Source organism: Corynebacterium sp. ZY180755 (assembly GCF_054331495.1).
In genome coordinates, this window is sequence record NZ_CM135811.1 from 1091341 (window position 1) to 1108001 (window position 16661).

Consider the following 16661-nt stretch of genomic DNA (forward strand, 5'->3'; position numbering starts at 1 on the left):
ATTTAATCCACTTCTTGTACGACGGCGTGAGTGGGGAGAAAGGTTCTGTGGTTAAGGAATGTCTCATGTTGTCGCTAAACTCTGTGGGGTGAGCAATGCAAAGAAGTCAGACGATACCCAGTTAGCAGACGAAACCGCAGCTAAAGACCTCCCACAGGAGGTTGCTGAAGGCACTCAGGAAATAGGCGAAGACAACGTAGATTTGCGCCGAAAGTGGGACGATTTAGCAGAGCAAGTCCGCTACCACCGTGACCTGTACTACAACAAAACCCCGCAACTGAGTGACGCAGATTTTGATGCGTTATTCCAACAGCTGGTCGATCTTGAGCGTGCTCACCCAGAATTGGCGCTGCCGGATAGCCCAACCATGGAGGTGGGCGCCCCGGTAGTGGCGCAGTCTAGTTTCGAAAACGTCGAGCATCTAGAGCGCATGATGAGTCTAGATAACGTGTTTGACGCTGATGAACTTGGCGATTGGTTGGCGCGAACCCCTGCGCAGGCGTATCTCACCGAACTTAAGATTGACGGTCTCTCTTTGAACCTCGTCTACCGTGATGGTGTCCTAGAACGGGCAGCTACTCGTGGCGATGGACGCATCGGCGAGGACGTTACGGAAAATGCGCGTGTCATTACGGACATTCCGCACGAGCTTACCGGCACGGATGAATTCCCCGTTCCGGCTCTGCTGGAGGTTCGTGGTGAGGTATTCATCGCCGTGGAGGACTTCGCCGATGTTAATGAGCAGCGCCAGCTTGAAGGAGGCAAGCCCTTTGCTAATCCGCGTAACGCTGCTGCTGGCTCCTTGCGGCAAAAGGACGTGGAGGCTGTAAAGAAGCGCAAGCTGCGAATGATTTGCCACGGAATTGGCGCTACGGAGGGCTTCACACCTGACTCACTGCTAAACGCTTATGAGGCCCTTGCAGTGTGGGGTTTGCCAGTGTCGCCGTACACCGAACGTGTTACCACAGCTCAGGAAGTACAGGAAAAGGTTGCCTACTGGGCCGACCACCGCCACGATGCCACCCATGAGATGGATGGCCTTGTTGTCAAAGTGGATGATCGGGCCGCGCAGCGCGCCCTCGGCGCCACCGCACGTGCTCCGCGTTGGGCGATCGCGTACAAGTATCCTCCGGAGGAGGTCACCACCAAGCTTATCGACGTCCAGTGCGGCGTCGGCCGCACAGGCCGCGTGACCCCGTTCGCGATCATGGAGCCCGTGTTCGTCGCAGGGTCTACCGTCTCCATGGCCACCCTGCACAATCAGACAGAAGTGAAACGCAAGGGCGTGCTGATCGGTGACACCGTGGTCATCCGCAAGGCAGGAGAGATCATTCCTGAGGTGCTCGGGCCTGTTGTCGAAAAGCGGGACGGAACTGAGCGGGAGTTTGTCTTCCCTAAGGACTGTCCTTCGTGTGGTGCTACCTTGGCGCCCGCCAAGGAAGAAGATGCGGATTGGCGCTGTCCCAACACGCAGTCTTGTCCGGCACAGTTGTCCGCACGATTGACCTACTTGGCCGGTCGTGGAGGATTTGACATCGAGGCACTGGGGGAGAAGGCTGCTGAAGACCTCATTGCGTCAGGAGTTCTGGTTGATGAGGCCAAGTTGTTTGACCTAACCGAGGAAGACCTACTCAAGACCAACGTCTACACAACCAAAGCAGGCAAGCTATCAGCTACTGGTAGAAAGCTTTTGAAGAATCTTGAAACGGCAAAGCACACTGATTTGTGGCGAGTGATCGTTTCTCTTTCCATCAGGCACGTGGGCCCAACGGCAGCTCGTTCGCTTGCTACCAAGTTCAAGTCTTTGGAGGCCGCACGCTCCGCTACGGTGGAGGAAATCGCTGACACTGAAGGCGTAGGCGCCATCATTGCCCAAAGTTTCAAGGATTGGTTCGAGGTGGACTGGCACCGCAACATCGTTGAGACCTGGGCGGCGAGTGGAGTCACCATGGAAGATGATGTTTCAGCGCTGCCTGAACAGACCCTGGAAGGACTGAGCATCGTTGTCACTGGCACACTAGAGGATTTCTCACGCGATTCGGCCAAGGAAGCCATCATTTCCCGCGGCGGTAAGGCGGCGGGATCTGTATCGAAGAAAACTAGCTATGTGGTAGTGGGAGAGAACGCAGGTTCAAAGGAAACTAAGGCCCGTGAACTAGGGCTTAGGATCTTGGACGAGGACGGTTTCAAGCAGCTACTTGAAACAGGCTCTGTCTAAAGCGAAAACCGCCAGTTCAATTGGTTGAACTAGCGGTTTTCCTGTACTTAGTTACGGATCAGTTTACCCAGAATAATGGCCAAGCTGCCCAAGTGGTCAACCTCGCTTGGAAGGTAATCAGGTCCGCCAACTCGTCCTAGGATGAGGACCATCCCGTCTTGATTAAGCGGTGCTGCCGCAATGGCAGTATCTAGAAGCGCCCAGCTTTCTGGAATCCAGTCTTCTGTATCTGGGCGCAGGATGCGAGCAGATTCAATATAGACAGCCGTTGGGTTGGTGCCGTCATCCTCGGGTGCAGCAGGGGATGCAGTGATGCGGGATAATTTGCCTTCTTTTTCGTCCAGCAGGATTGCCCACGTGGAAGTAAGTAGGCGCGGGATGCCATCGACTAACTCGGCGATCGCATCGGAGTGAGTGCTTTTGCCCGCGACCTCTGCAAGCATCTTGATCTGTCCTCTGCGATCGACAGTTCCGGAGAACGGACGAATGGAATCCACTTCCACACCCTCAACTTCATGAGCGGCGGTGATTAATTCATCGGCCATCACATGTTGAGGAAGGCTTACGACAATGTCATCCATAACGGTGCCGTCGGCGAATGGTTCTACAACATCCACGGACTGAATGTTGCCACCCACCGAGCCAATGGCTTCAGCGAGGGAGCCTAAACTACCCGGTGTATCGGGAAGCAGGACACGAATTAGGTAAGCCATCACAAAAACCTCGTACGTATTGAAAACAATAAGAACTGCCGAACCTCGCACAAAGAAGGTTGTGGCACAAACGACCACAAGGCTACCGAATAAGTCTCCCTCGTGCAGTCCACCCGTCTAGATGACGAATTTCAACCTGCAGTTTCCCCCATTATGCAGAAAAACTCCGCATTATGGTTGAAAACCGCCATTCTATTCAGAAATACGATGAATATTTTTATGTTAAGCCTAAAATTCTCCCATGCGTGGTTGGTGGGAATTGCGAGGTAATGCGAATTTATGGGAAGAGGGTTGTGCCTGAAAGTAGTGAATAGTATTAAATTACTGAAATATTTAACGAACGGTCGCACTTTGCCCCTCTGATAAAGCAGCCCCATTTCAGTGACGTAAGCGGGAAAAGTTTATAGGGTGCAGTACTATGTTCTAGGTAAAGTTTCATTACCGTCTAAGAAAATGATGGCAATGAACCGCGGTAGCGCCACCAGTGCGTTACTGAAACCACACGCAATAAACTGTGAAAAGGACCGTTTAAGTGCCTGAGATTTCGCGCGAAGAAGTCGCCCACTTGGCCAAGCTGGCCCGTTTGGCATTGTCTGATGAAGAGCTCGATCAGTTCGCAGAACAGATTGATGGCATCGTCGGCAATGTCAGCGCCGTGCAGCAGGTTGCTGCAGAAGGTGTTGAGCCAATGAGCCACCCACACTCTATTAAAACCACCATGCGTGAGGACGTAGTTGAGCAAATCCTCACCCCGGAGCAGGCGCTTGACCAAGCTCCTAACGTGGAAGAGCAGCGCTTCGTTGTTCCGCAGATCTTGGGAGAAGAAGACTAATGAGCAACTACCTGGTTCCTGAATCCGGCCTTACTTCTATGACCGCAGCCGAGCTTGCGGAAAAGATTCACTCCCGCGAGGTCAGCTCGCGTGAGGTCACCCAAGCTCACCTTGACCGAATTGCTGAAATTGATAGCGACATTCACGCATTCCTGCACGTTGGTGCTGACGAAGCACTAGCTGCTGCAGACAAGGTTGATGCTTCTCTGGACGCTGGCGAAGCCCCAGCGTCCGCACTTGCCGGCGTTCCACTGGCGTTGAAGGACGTCTTCGTTACCACCGACGCCCCAACCACCTGCGCATCCAAGATGCTCGAGGGCTACATGTCCCCTTATGACGCAACGGTGACCAAGAAGATCCGCGAAGCGGGTATTCCTATCTTGGGTAAGACCAACATGGATGAGTTCGCCATGGGGTCATCTACGGAAAACTCTGCGTATGGCCCAACCAAGAATCCATGGGATGTTGAACGCACTCCAGGTGGTTCCGGTGGTGGCACTTCCGCAGCGCTCGCTGCCGGTGAAGCACCGCTGGGTATCGGTACAGACACTGGTGGATCCATTCGTCAGCCAGCAGCACTCACCAACACCGTCGGCGTCAAGCCAACTTACGGTACCGTGTCCCGTTACGGCTTGGTGGCGTGCGCTTCCTCCCTTGACCAGGGTGGCCCAACAGCACGCACCGTGCTGGATACCGCTTTGCTCCATGAGGTCATCGCTGGCCATGACAAGTACGATGCAACCAGTGTTAACAAGCCGGTGGCCCCAGTAGTAGCAGCAGCTCGTGAGGGAGCGAACGGTGACCTGAAGGGCACCAAGATTGGTGTTGTTAAGCAGTTTGACCGCGAGGGCTACCAGCCTGGTGTGCTCGAGCAATTCCACAAGTCCGTTGAGCAGCTCACCGCCCAAGGCGCAGAAATTGTTGAGGTAGACTGCCCACACTTCGATGATGCACTCGCAGCGTACTACCTGATTCTTCCTTGCGAAGTATCCTCAAACCTCGCACGTTTCGATGGTATGCGTTACGGTCTGCGCGTTGGCGACGACGGCACCAACTCCGCAGAAGAGGTCATGGCTCTCTCCCGTGCTGCTGGTTTCGGACCTGAGGTCAAGCGCCGCATCATTCTGGGCACCTACGCCCTTTCTGTAGGCTACTACGATGCCTACTACCTGCAGGCGCAGCGTGTACGTACCCTGATTGCGCAGGACTTTGCGAAGGCATACGAGCAGTGTGACGTGTTGGTATCACCTACGACCCCAACCACTGCGTTCAAGCTGGGCGAGAAGGTTTCCGATCCACTGGCAATGTACAACTTCGACCTGTGCACCCTGCCTCTGAACTTGGCAGGCCTATGTGGCATGTCCTTGCCGTCTGGTTTGGCAGCTGACACGAACCTGCCAACCGGTCTTCAGATCATGGCCCCGGCTTTTGCTGATGACCGCCTGTACAAGGTTGGTGCAGCATTCGAAGCTGGCCAGAAGTAATCTTTAGGCAACACCTGTAGCCGTAGCACCTTGTGGTGTTACGGCTGTTGTGTGTTGTGGGTGGGGTTATCCGAAGATTTTTCTGCAGCCACCGAGCATGGCGAGCGGGTGCTGGTTCCGTCTATCCGGTAACCCATAAGCGGATACCCAGTAGGCAAACGGCCCTCGTTTTTCAATGTGCCCGTGGATTTTATTCCACCAGTCATCATCATTGATCCCGTTGTGGTAGGCACACAGTGGCACCAAATTCTTGATGTTGGTGTTGCCACCGTTTTTCCATGCCACGACGTGGTGGAGTTGGCAGTCATCGAACGCTACCGTGCATCCTGGTGCTACACAGGTGGGGTTTTCCGCGAACGCCGCAAACCGTTGTTTCTGGTTGGCAAACCGCTGTGTGCGGAACATGTTGAGGGTGCCTTCTTCTTCATCCACAAGAGCAACCAGCCCATAGTCTGCTAGTAGGCGTTCTAGGTATTCTTTATCCGTTAGGATGGTGCCATCAGAACACACCACCTTAATGCCGTCACCCTCACCGCGGATGATCTTGGCGTGTTCTTCTACGGGAACAACCACCAGTGGTGTGTAACCACCCTGGGGCACACCTGCCTCGCTGTTGAGTAACTCGGTGAAGGCTTCACCCCGGGCCTGGTCCTTGGTTTTATCCTTATCCGCTTCCATCAGACTTTTTACGGTTTCTTTAAGGCTGCGGTTGATGTCGGCGAGTTGTGCGTGGGGTGCGGTGAAATAAAGGGTGCCCATGCCGTCTGCACCCCGGACGGTGCGCATCGCTGTTTTTCTCTTAGCGGGTGGTTGTGTCAGTTCTTTCACCCGCTTGAGGGCGAGTGTGTTGATCACCGCTGCAGGGCGCTTCTTGTTGGTGAGTTCGCGCCAGAGTACCCATTGTTCGCGTTCAGTAGAAAGTTTTTCTACGTGCCCGCGGATCATGGTGAGCACGGACAGGGAGAACCCGTGTTCAATGGCGGCTTCCCGTGTCTTGCGTTGCTGCATCGTGTACCGAGTCTTGCCATACAACCAAGAGGCGGTGCCGATGAGTTCTTTCGCGTCGCGTGGGGCGATGGTGTCAAACTCCCAGTGTTTGCGGCCGTGGAATGCGCGCAACACAACAGCACCGCTGTTCATAGCGGTGAGGTAGTTGGTCAGTGCTGCGTGATCATCGGTCATGGCATCAACCGTAAACCCGAACACACGGCCAAAAAAGGGAATGCACCGAAACCGGCGATTCTGTGGATAACCCCCGAGGTTTCACCCCGAGGCGCCATGGGCGCCTGTGGATAACTTAGAAGCCGGAGGATTTCGGCGGTGCTGAAGGCGTCGGAAAGGATTGATACGGAGAGTGCCGGTTAGAAGTATTTGACGAGCACATAGTGTTGCGTTGGCTCGTCATAGCGAAGGTCCTCGAAACCAAGGCTGCGGTAAAGCTTGTGGGCGCGTGGATTGTGTTCACTGACGGAGAGGCTTATACCAGGTGCCTGGAGCTCGCGGGCGAGTTCAATGGCGGCGTTTAACAGTGACGTCCCCACTCCTTGGCCGCGGTATCTGCGTTCGACGCCGATGGCCAATTCTGGGATGCCTTCTTCAACGTGGCCGAATCCTTGGGAGATTTTGTCGCCCCAGGAGAGCCAGACTGCGCCTGCAGGGATGCCAAAATTGTCGTAGGCTACGAATCCGCCATTCTCGGGATTCCACCGGCCAACGTAGTGCTTTGCTCCTTCCACCATCTCTTGAGTGGCAGGTTTGGTTTCGTCGCCCATGACGTCCGCGAGAAAGTTGATGCGTTTGATGTAGGTGCGGTCCTGTTCCGTGGTGGCTTCGAGAGTGAAGCTGAGATCATCATTCATAGGAATCCAGTGTAGTGTTTTGGTGGTGATGAGCCAGAAGACTTACCCAGAGCTGCCACTGCCAGAGAAGAGGGCTTGGCCTGCGCTAATTGCGCTGTGCATTGGCTTCTTCATGATTCTGCTTGATCAGACGATCGTGAGTGTGGCTACGCCTGTTTTACAGGAAGACTTAGGTTCTTCCTACAACCAGATCGTGTGGATTAATTCCGCGTATCTTCTTACCTTCGCTGTGCCGTTGCTATTTACAGCGCGCCTCGGTGACCGGTTTGGTCAGCGAAATGTGTACATCCTAGGAATGGTGATCTTTACCCTGTCCTCGTTGGCGTGTGGCTTGTCTGCGGATGCGAACGCTCTGATCGTTGCTCGCGCGGCTCAAGGTGTGGGAGCGTCCCTTCTGACGCCGCAGACGATGGCGGTGATCAACCGTATTTTCTCCCGTGAACGTAGGGGAGCGGCGCTGGGTATCTGGGGTATGACTGCGGGTCTGGCCTCGCTTTCTGGGCCGTTACTGGGTGGAGTTATTACCCAAAGCTTGAGTTGGCATTGGATCTTTTTCATCAACGTGCCTATTGGTGTGTTGAGTGTGATTATGGTGGCCAAGTTTGTGCCGCTGATCGAGCCCAACGTGCGTCCTATTGACGTTCTATCCGTGGTGCTGTCACTGGTTGCTGTGTTTGCGGTTGTGTTTGGCCTGCAGCAGGGCGAGGATGCCGGTTGGGCGTTGTGGATCTGGGTTCTGATGGCTTTCGGTATCGCCGTTGCTGCGGTATTCGTTCGCTGGCAGGCGCACCTTCAAGCTGCGGGCAAGGAACCGCTCATGCCTCTGGAACTGTTCAGTGTGAAGAACTTTTCCATGGGAAATATCGGCATCGTATGCATGGGCTTCGTAGTGGCGGGAACGCCGCTGCCGATTATGTTGTACCTGCAAAACGTGCACGGTTTGTCTGCTCTTCATGCTGGTTTGATGGTGGTGCCGCAGGCGCTGAGTTCGCTGTTCCTGAGCCCCATGGTGGGCCGCTGGGCGGATAAATACTCGCCCAACCTTTTGGCTGCGGGCGGATTTGCGGGAACAGCGCTCTGCTTGAGTCTGCTTGCGGTGATCATGTTCTTCGCCCTGCCGCTGTGGGCTGTTCCAGTCGCCATGCTGTTTCTGGGTCTGTGTAACTCCTTTATTTGGGCGCCGAACTCGACCTCCACGATGCGTGATTTGAAGCCGCGGCTAATGGGTATGGGGTCCGGTGTGTATAACACCACCCGCCAGGTGGGTTCGGTTCTAGGATCTGCTACGTGTGGCGCGGTGCTGCAATGGCAACTCGCACGTGCGGATACCCAGTTAGAAGCTGGGGCGCCGTTTGGTTGGTCGCTGCTGCCGGCGGTCGCGATGATGGTTATCGCGGTGATTGCAGCCTTGTCCGCGCACTCCGGTGACACTAAGAAAATCGCTCTTCAGTAAGCCATTTTCAGTATGAAACTCATTCTCATCAGGCACGTTTTCAATAAATGACCTACCATCGGATGACATGAGCATTACAGTCAAGGCACTTCAGAAGAGCGGACCAGACCAGCCTTTCAAGGTGGTTGAGATCGAGCGCCGTGATCCGCGTGAGGATGACGTGGTCATCGACATTAAAGCGGCGGGGATCTGCCACTCGGATATTCACACCATCCGCAATGAGTGGGGAGAGGCGCACTTTCCTCTGACCGTCGGCCACGAGATTGCTGGTGTTGTGGAAGCGGTAGGAGAGAAGGTCACCAAGTTCAAGGTGGGCGACCGCGTGGGCGTGGGCTGCCTAGTGAATTCCTGTGGCGAGTGTGAACAGTGCCGGAACGGCGATGAACAGCATTGCCTGAATGGTGCTATTGGTACCTACAATTCTGAGGATGTGGACGGCACCATCACTCAGGGCGGCTACTCCCAAAAGGTAGTGGTGAACGAAAACTTCGTGTGCACCATTCCTGATGAGTTGGACTTTGACGTAGCTGCGCCCCTTCTGTGCGCGGGCATCACCACCTACGCGCCGTTGGCGCGCTGGAATGTGTCTGAAGGAGACAAGGTTGCTGTCGTCGGCCTGGGTGGCCTTGGCCACATGGGCGTTCAAATTGCCGCCGCCAAGGGCGCGGAAGTGACCGTGTTGTCCCGCAGCCTGGCCAAGGCCGAGACGGCCAAGGAGCTGGGTGCCGTGCGCACGCTGGCGACGTCGGAAGACAACTTCTTCAAAGACCACAGGGGTGAGTTTGATTTCATCCTTGTCACCATTTCCGCAAGCTTTGATCTGGGGCAGTACCTAGGCCTGCTTAAGCCGCGCGGTGTGATGAGCGTGGTTGGGCTCCCTCCGGAGAAGCTCCCACTGGCATTGGGCTCGGTCATCATGGGTGACAAGGCTCTTACTGGCTCCAATATCGGTGGAATTCGTGAGACGCAGGAGATGCTGGACTTCTGTGCACAGCACGGCATTGGCGCCATGATCGAAAAGGTGGGCGTGGATGAGGTAGACGCCGCTTACGATCGTGTGGTTGCAGGTGATGTGAAGTTCCGCTTCGTGATTGATACAGAAACCTTCAACAATTAAACAGCAAAAGGCCACCAAGTTCCTTCAGAACTGGTGGCCTGTCTGCTTCTAGTTGTTCTTGAGTTCTTCTTCCTCTGCGGCTAGTTGCGCCACAAACTCACGCTTGGAGGACTGCCATTGATCCTCCGTCATTCCTAAGCGCCAGTAGCCAGAAATAGATACGTCTTCTTTTGCAACGTTGTTTTCTACGAACAAGTACCTACGTAGATCCTTGATCATTTCCGCAACACCATGGATAAACCACTTCGCATCGGGAGCTGGATTAGAACGAATTGCCTCACACAGGCGTGAGCCGTGTACCGCGCCGTCGCGCAGAACCCATTTGAAGGTGACGCCGTCTCTGTGCTCTACAGGAAGAATAACGTCCTCGTTGCTGACCTCTAGGTACACATCCGCGGTGGCGTCGTGGGGTAGGGCCTTCACGGCCTCAAGGACGGCTGGGGCAGCGGATTCATCCCCAGCGAGCACGTAATGTCCGCTTTCCGACGGCGCCCAAGCGCCACCTGGTCCCACGTACGGCAGCACGTCACCGGCCTGCGCGCCGGCGGCCCATACACCGGCAAGGCCATGGTCACCGTGGTAGACAAAGTCGATATCGAAAGTGCCATTTTCGGTATCTACATTGCGCAGCGTGTAGGTGCGCTTAATAGGCATGAATTTGCTTTCCACAGCAAGGCGTAGCTTTGCTAGGTCAAACGGCCAGGCGTAGTCTGCGTCTTCTGGCACGAAGAGAAGCTTGACGTAGTGGTCAGTAAAGGGAAGGTCCTTGCCCTTTATGGCCTCGGAACTAAAGTGCACACGGACCATCTCCTCTGTGAGGCGAGTGGTTCCAGTGACGAGGGCCTCGTGTGCCTTCATAGGCGGGCGTTTACGGTGATTGTGCTGTGAAGTAGTCATCCACTCCAAAATACAGGGTGTACCGGCACATCCGGTGCACCCTGAAAGAAAATGTCAGATGACGCTCTACTTGCGGTCAGAGAAAAGGCTCGCTGCGGACGCTGACGCTGCGGTGACAGCTAAAACTGACGGCCAAGCACCGATCTTCTTTGCCAGCGGATGAGACAATCCAAACGCGCCAACATAGCCGGCTGTTAGCGCTGCGGCGGTAGCAGGATGGGTCTTCTTAAACCATGAGCGCGCAGCCCAACCTCCGGCTGCGGCCAGAACCACACCACCCAGTGGGCGGATTCCAGTTTCACGGGCGGTCAACCAGCCGCCAATGAGTCCCACGCAGACGACGGACGAGGTGTTTACTTCTTCAGCTGGTTTGATGTTGATTGCTTCCGAACTCATACTCGCTAATTCTACCCCTGTGGCCAAAGCTGAGGCGTGCGAAAAGTTGAGGGAAAACCCGAAAGCGGGTTATGCATGCTGGGCTTGACAGTCCGCGGTGCTGTGCGACGTGGACTTCGGGGGAGTAGTTCACGCTGGTCCTGCCTTGGTGCAGCGTTTGTCATTTCGACTGTGTGGTTTTGATTCTGTTTTGGTTTCCTTAGGTGGCCCGCGTTCAATGGTGGGTACGCGTGATGTGATTCGCACTTTCGTTAAAAGTCCAGCTTAGGAAAGTTTTATTGGGCTTCAAGAGGGAAGCTGGGATTGGTGGACGGTGTCCGAACGGGCATAAACGAAAAGGGGGCGCTACACTAACAAACTATGCGACTTGCAACTTTGACTTCTGGTGGTGACTGCCCGGGCCTCAACGCCGTTATCCGTGGCATCGTTCGTACGTGTTCTGAATACGGTTCAACTGTTGTGGGCTACCAAGACGGCTGGGTTGGCTTGATGGAGGACAAGCGTGTCCAGCTTTACGACGATGAGGATATTGACAAGATTCTCCTGCGCGGCGGCACCATCTTGGGCACTGGCCGTTTGCACCCAGACAAGTTCAAGGCAGGTCTAGACCAAATCAAGGCAAACCTTGAGGACGCCGGTATCGATGCCCTGATTCCTATCGGCGGTGAAGGTACGCTCAAGGGTGCTAAGTGGCTGTCTGACAACGGCATTCCGGTAGTGGGCGTTCCTAAGACCATTGATAATGACGTCAATGGTACGGACTACACCTTCGGTTTCGATACCGCAGTGTCGGTGGCAACTGACGCCATCGATCGTCTACACACCACTGCTGAGTCCCACAACCGTGTGATGATCGTGGAGGTTATGGGCCGACACGTTGGCTGGATTGCACTACACGCCGGCATGGCTGGCGGTGCACACTACATTGTTCTCCCGGAAGAGCCATTTGATATCGCAGAAATCTGCAAGAAGATGGAACGCCGCTTCCAGATGGGTGAGAAGTACGGCATCATCGTCGTCGCTGAGGGTGCAACCCCTAAGAAGGGCACGATGGAGTTTGAAGGTGGCGAAGAAGATGAGTTCGGCCACCAGACCTTCAACAACGTGGGTCAGATGATTGGCGACGAAATCAAGAAGCGCCTCGGACACGACGTGCGCACTTCCGTTCTGGGCCACATCCAGCGCGGCGGCACCCCAACGGCTTTCGACCGCGTGCTGGCTACCCGTTACGGCGTGCACGCTGCGCGTGCGTGCCACGAGGAGAGCTTTGGCAAGATGGTTGCCCTTCATGGTGAATTCATTGAGCTGATTGACCTAGCAGACGCAGTGGACACGCTCAAGACCGTCCCTGATATCCGCATCAAGACGGCCAAGGCCCTGTTCGGCTAACGTCCTGCTTCTTTCCGCCGCGTCCTCCTCATTGCTGGAGGGCGCGGTTTTGTCTGTGTGTGAGTCGCACCGGTGGGGTGGGGCGTAGTACTATTGCCACCATGACTGCAGCGATGTATGACCTGATGGACTATACGGAAGTCCTTGAAAAGTTTGAACCTGTCATGGGCCTTGAGGTCCACGTTGAGCTTGCCACGGAGACCAAAATGTTCTCCGCGCCATCTGCACACTTTGGTGCTGAGCCTAACAGCAACGTTGACCCAGTTTCCCTGGGTCTGCCAGGAGCGCTGCCAGTAGTCAACGCTAAGGGCGTTGAGTGGGCAATCAAGATTGGTCTTGCTCTTAACTGCTCCATCGCGGAATCCTCTCGCTTCGCACGCAAAAATTACTTCTACCCAGACCAGCCGAAGAACTACCAGATCTCCCAGTACGATGAGCCGATCGCGTACGACGGCTACCTGGACGTTGTTCTTGATGACGGCACCGAGTGGCGCGTTGAAATCGAGCGCGCGCACATGGAGGAGGACACCGGCAAGCTCACTCACTTGGGTGGCACCGGTGGCCGCATTCACGGAGCGACTGCATCCCTGGTGGACTGCAACCGTGCGGGCATTCCGCTGATTGAGATCGTGACTAAGCCAATCATTGGCGCGGGCGAGCGCGCGCCTGAGGTTGCGCGTGCCTACGTCGGCGCGCTGCGCGATCTGGTGAAGGCTCTCGGCGTTTCCGACGCCCGCATGGACCAAGGTTCCATGCGCTGCGACGCGAACGTCTCCCTGCGCCCATGGGGCCAGGAGGAGTTCGGTACCCGAACCGAGACCAAGAACATTAACTCTCTTAAGTCTGTTGAACAGGCTGTTCGTTTTGAGATGCAGCGCCAGGCTCAGGTTCTCGCTGACGGTGGCTCCATCGTTCAGGAGACCCGTCACTACCAGGAGAGCGATGGTTCAACTTCCAAGGGGCGCCCAAAGGAAACCGCGGAGGATTACCGCTACTTCAACGATCCTGATCTGCCACCAGTGATCGCACCTGCAGAGTGGGTCGAGGAAATTCGTGCAACGCTGCCGGAGCTGCCATGGGTTCGTCGTGCCCGTATCCAGGAAGAGTGGAAGCTCAAGGATGAGGAGATGCGTGACCTTGTCAATGCAGGGGCACTGGATCTGATCATTGAAACCGTAGAAGCGGGCGCTAAGCCGGGCGAGGCTCGCTCTTGGTGGGTTTCTTACCTCGCTGGTAAGGCTAATGAAGCGGGAATCGATCTGGACTCTCTCGAGATCACCCCTGCGCAGGTGGCCCGCGTGATCGCACTTGTTAATGAAGGCAAGCTCACCAACAAGTTGGCTCGTCAGGCAGTGGACGGTGTTCTTGCTGGCGAAGGCGACGTGGATGACGTTGTTAAGGCTCGAGGTCTTGAAGTTGTGCGCGATGACGGCGCCATTGAGAAGGCTGTGGATGATGCACTCGCTGCTAATCCAGACATCGTAGAGAAGTACAAAGCCGGCAACACCAAGGTCACTGGCGCAATCGTGGGTGCCGTTATGAAGGCAACCCAGGGCAAGGCTGATCCAGGCCAGGTTAACAAGTTGATCGCTCAGAAGCTGAAGTAACCAGCCTGCGTGCTAGCCCCGATCGTGGTATGCGGTCGGGGCTTTGCTGACTCTGGGGCTCAAGGTTTCTGCCTTTTCGGAGGCAAAAGCGTACGGTTCGTCGCAGAAAAAGTATAAAATTACAGGCTATGAGTCCTACAAGCCGTGTGAGCAGCGCAAAGAAAGCCTATGACTACATTCGTGGGGAACTCCTGATTGACCCGCGCTCTCACGGTAGCTTCATCAATGAGCAAGCTGTTGCAGATGACATCGGGATCTCGCGTACCCCAGTGCGTGAGGCACTGCGCAGGCTCGCCTCCGAAGGCCTGGTGGAGCAGATCCCTAACCGTGGCACCATGATTCCCATCATCACCCGCAAACAGGTCAATGACATCATGGATCTCCGCATCATGTTAGAGATCTTCGCTGCAACCTGCGTGATTAGGAATGAAAGCTCGCCCGGTGCGGTTTTAACAGAGATCATCGAAGAGCAAGAGAAAATGGCTGCCCACGCAGACGTGTCTCGTATCAAGGAATTCGTAGCACTGGACCGGAAATTCCATGCCACGATTCTCGAATACAGTGACAACTCCGAACTAGCTCGTGCTTACGAGCGAGTATCTGTTCGCCAGTGGATGATTGGCACCAAGTCCTTGTTCCGTGTGGAGCGGTGGCCAAGCGTAATTGAAGAACACCGGAAAATTAAGGACGCAATCGCTTCCGGTGATGTTGATGCGGTGGAGGAAGCAGTCCGTGAGCACCTGAGCGCCACCAGGGATTCCTTGTTGGCGGAGTACACCCGCTAGGTTCCTAGCGCCAATGCGGCTTGTAGGCGCACAATGGAGCTATGACTTATAACAGAAATCCCGAAGAAATCTATGCTCCTTCTGTCCATCGATATGAGGAGATGGAGTACCGTACCTGCGGTAATTCCGGTCTCAAACTGCCCCCGATCTCCCTAGGGTTGTGGCACAACTTTGGCGATGACGTCCCGTTGCAAAACCAACGAGACACCATCCGCTACGCGTTTGATCACGGCATCACCCACTTCGACTTGGCTAATAACTATGGCCCGCCAGCCGGAAGCGCGGAGATCAACTTTGGCAGGATCTTCCGCGAGGACTTGGCCCGCCACCGCGACGAGCTGGTGATCTCAACTAAGGCCGGCTGGGTGATGAATGCGGGACCCTATAACTTTGGCGGCAGCCGGACGTACTTGATGGATTCCCTCGATGCGTCGTTGGATCGTATGGGATTGGACCACGTAGACATCTTCTACCACCATCGCCCAGACCCTGACACCCCGCTGGAAGAATCCATGTATGCCCTCCGCGATATTGTGGCCAGCGGCAAAGCCCGCTACGTGGGAATTTCCTCTTATGGTCCTGAGCTCACGGCCGAAGCTGCCCAGCTCATGGCTGAGGAAGGCTGCCCGCTGCTGATTCACCAGCCAAGCTACTCCATCCTGAACCGGTGGGTGGAAGAGCCGGGTGAAGATGGGGAGTCTTTGCTTGCGTCGGCGGCTCAACATGGCCTCGGCGTTATTGCTTTCTCGCCATTGGCCCAAGGCCTGCTCACGGACCGCTATCTGGATGGGGTTCCCGCGGGTTCGCGCGCAACGCAAGGTAAATCGTTGAATGACGCTATGCTGTCCGAGGAGAACTTGGCCATGGTGCGCTCGCTCAATAGTATCGCGCGTGAACGCGGTCAAAGCCTCGCTCAGATGGCGATCGCATGGGTTTTGCGCGAACAGGGTGACTACGGGGCGGAAACGGTGACGTCGGCGTTGATCGGTGCCTCCAGTGTCCAACAGCTGGAACATAACCTAGGGGCCCTGGATAACCTGGAGTTCAGCACGCAGGAACTTAATGCGATCGATCGCTTAGCTTCTGACGGTGGCATCAATATTTGGGCGGGAGCGACAGCTTCTCGCACACGCGGGTAGAACGTGAGCGCTCCGGAGTGATCCGGAGCGCTTTTAGCTTTTCTTAGTGCATGATCAGGCGCATGCACATGATGACCATGATGATGCCGATGGCGATGTTAATGATCCTCCATACGGTTGGTCGTGCCAAAACGTGGGAGAACTTGGCGGAGCCGAAACCGATGGTAGGAAACCACACCGCGCTGGCGCAGAGTACGCCGCAGGCAAAGATCCAGCGGCCGTCGGGGCCGTGCTGGTTCGCCATGCCGCCGAGCATGATGACGGCGTCAATGTAAGCGCCTGGGTTGAGCCAGGTAAACGCGAGGGCGGTGAGAACGACCTTGAACCAGGGTTTGGTGATAGTGGGCTTTAGGCGCGTGCGCGGACGCGCGATCGTGGCTACCTGTCTAGCCGCTTCGGGGCCGTGGATGAGCTCGTCGGAAGGCGTGACGGGCATGTCTTCCTTGACGGTAATGGTGCCGGTGTCCCGCTTGAAGCCGTCCCGGAAGCAGGTATAGCCGAACCACCCGAGGTAGGCAACGCCTGCCCATTTAAGGATCTCAAGGAATACGGGTGCGCGTTCGATGATGACGCCAACGCCGGCGGTGCCACCAAAGACGAGGGCGATGTCCGACAGGGCGCAGACTACGACAACGAGGCCAACGTATTCCCGCTTAATACCTTGCTTGATGATGAAGGCGTTTTGTGGGCCAATCGCCACGATCAGCGAGATGCCGATGAGGAAACCAGATAACAAAATGCTCATGAACCGAATTGTCCTACGCTGAGCATA

The 16661-nt window shown here is 55.6% G+C and carries 15 protein-coding genes; 9 read left to right on the top strand and 6 right to left on the bottom strand.

Features of this window, described 5'->3' with window-relative positions:
* The first annotated feature begins 181 nt into the window (after window positions 1-181).
* Window positions 182-2218, top strand: a complete 2037-nt coding sequence (ligA, locus tag ACXM2N_RS05110; protein ID WP_458491018.1) for an NAD-dependent DNA ligase LigA — start codon at window positions 182-184, stop codon at window positions 2216-2218.
* A gap of 47 nt (window positions 2219-2265) precedes the next feature.
* On the opposite strand, the gene ACXM2N_RS05115 is transcribed toward ligA, so the two are convergent.
* The gene (locus tag ACXM2N_RS05115) at window positions 2266-2931 is read right to left on the bottom strand and encodes an amino acid-binding ACT domain protein (protein WP_458490656.1); all 666 of its coding nucleotides are present in this window, start codon (window positions 2929-2931) and stop codon (window positions 2266-2268) included.
* Between the two features lie 532 nt (window positions 2932-3463).
* Here ACXM2N_RS05115 and gatC point away from each other — a divergent pair.
* Both gatC and gatA read left to right on the top strand, forming a co-directional pair.
* A complete protein-coding gene (gene gatC / locus ACXM2N_RS05120; RefSeq protein ID WP_458490658.1) occupies window positions 3464-3763 on the top strand; it encodes an Asp-tRNA(Asn)/Glu-tRNA(Gln) amidotransferase subunit GatC in 300 nt (99 codons plus the stop codon).
* Window positions 3763-5247: an Asp-tRNA(Asn)/Glu-tRNA(Gln) amidotransferase subunit GatA gene (gatA, locus tag ACXM2N_RS05125; RefSeq protein WP_458490660.1), complete on the top strand. Its 1485-nt coding sequence runs from the start codon at window positions 3763-3765 to the stop codon at window positions 5245-5247. Before gatC ends, gatA begins: the two co-directional genes overlap by 1 nt.
* A 66-nt stretch (window positions 5248-5313) precedes the next feature.
* Here the strand turns inward: gatA and ACXM2N_RS05130 are convergent, their stop codons facing one another.
* Window positions 5314-6429, bottom strand: coding sequence for an HNH endonuclease signature motif containing protein (locus ACXM2N_RS05130; RefSeq protein WP_458490662.1), 1116 nt, complete (start codon window positions 6427-6429; stop codon window positions 5314-5316).
* Window positions 6430-6608: 179 nt separating this feature from the next.
* Window positions 6609-7106, bottom strand: a complete 498-nt coding sequence (locus tag ACXM2N_RS05135) for a GNAT family N-acetyltransferase (protein ID WP_458490664.1) — start codon at window positions 7104-7106, stop codon at window positions 6609-6611.
* 28 nt (window positions 7107-7134) lie between these two features.
* Here ACXM2N_RS05135 and ACXM2N_RS05140 point away from each other — a divergent pair, with 28 nt between their 5' ends.
* Entirely contained in the window at window positions 7135-8559 is a 1425-nt protein-coding gene (locus ACXM2N_RS05140) for a DHA2 family efflux MFS transporter permease subunit (protein ID WP_458490666.1), read from the top strand.
* Window positions 8560-8626: 67 nt separating this feature from the next.
* Entirely contained in the window at window positions 8627-9676 is a 1050-nt protein-coding gene (locus tag ACXM2N_RS05145) for an NAD(P)-dependent alcohol dehydrogenase (protein WP_458490668.1), read from the top strand.
* 48 nt (window positions 9677-9724) lie between these two features.
* On the opposite strand, the gene ACXM2N_RS05150 is transcribed toward ACXM2N_RS05145, so the two are convergent.
* Window positions 9725-10573, bottom strand: a complete 849-nt coding sequence (locus ACXM2N_RS05150; protein WP_458490670.1) for a siderophore-interacting protein — start codon at window positions 10571-10573, stop codon at window positions 9725-9727.
* A gap of 66 nt (window positions 10574-10639) precedes the next feature.
* Window positions 10640-10969 (bottom strand): hypothetical protein, encoded by a 330-nt coding sequence (locus tag ACXM2N_RS05155; RefSeq protein ID WP_458490672.1) that lies wholly within the window; start codon window positions 10967-10969, stop codon window positions 10640-10642.
* 360 nt (window positions 10970-11329) lie between these two features.
* Here ACXM2N_RS05155 and ACXM2N_RS05160 point away from each other — a divergent pair, with 360 nt between their 5' ends.
* The 4 genes from ACXM2N_RS05160 (at window position 11330) to ACXM2N_RS05175 (ending at window position 15889) form a co-directional block, all read left to right on the top strand.
* Entirely contained in the window at window positions 11330-12358 is a 1029-nt protein-coding gene (locus ACXM2N_RS05160) for an ATP-dependent 6-phosphofructokinase (RefSeq protein WP_458490674.1), read from the top strand.
* Between the two features lie 101 nt (window positions 12359-12459).
* Window positions 12460-13965 (top strand): Asp-tRNA(Asn)/Glu-tRNA(Gln) amidotransferase subunit GatB, encoded by a 1506-nt coding sequence (gene gatB / locus ACXM2N_RS05165; RefSeq protein ID WP_458490676.1) that lies wholly within the window; start codon window positions 12460-12462, stop codon window positions 13963-13965.
* 128 nt (window positions 13966-14093) lie between these two features.
* Window positions 14094-14750, top strand: coding sequence for a GntR family transcriptional regulator (locus ACXM2N_RS05170; RefSeq protein WP_458490678.1), 657 nt, complete (start codon window positions 14094-14096; stop codon window positions 14748-14750).
* 41 nt (window positions 14751-14791) lie between these two features.
* Entirely contained in the window at window positions 14792-15889 is a 1098-nt protein-coding gene (locus ACXM2N_RS05175; RefSeq protein WP_458490679.1) for an aldo/keto reductase, read from the top strand.
* A gap of 43 nt (window positions 15890-15932) precedes the next feature.
* Here ACXM2N_RS05175 and ACXM2N_RS05180 read toward each other — a convergent pair whose 3' ends face one another.
* Entirely contained in the window at window positions 15933-16634 is a 702-nt protein-coding gene (locus tag ACXM2N_RS05180; protein WP_458490681.1) for a LysE/ArgO family amino acid transporter, read from the bottom strand.
* Between the last annotated feature and the right edge of the window lie 27 nt (window positions 16635-16661).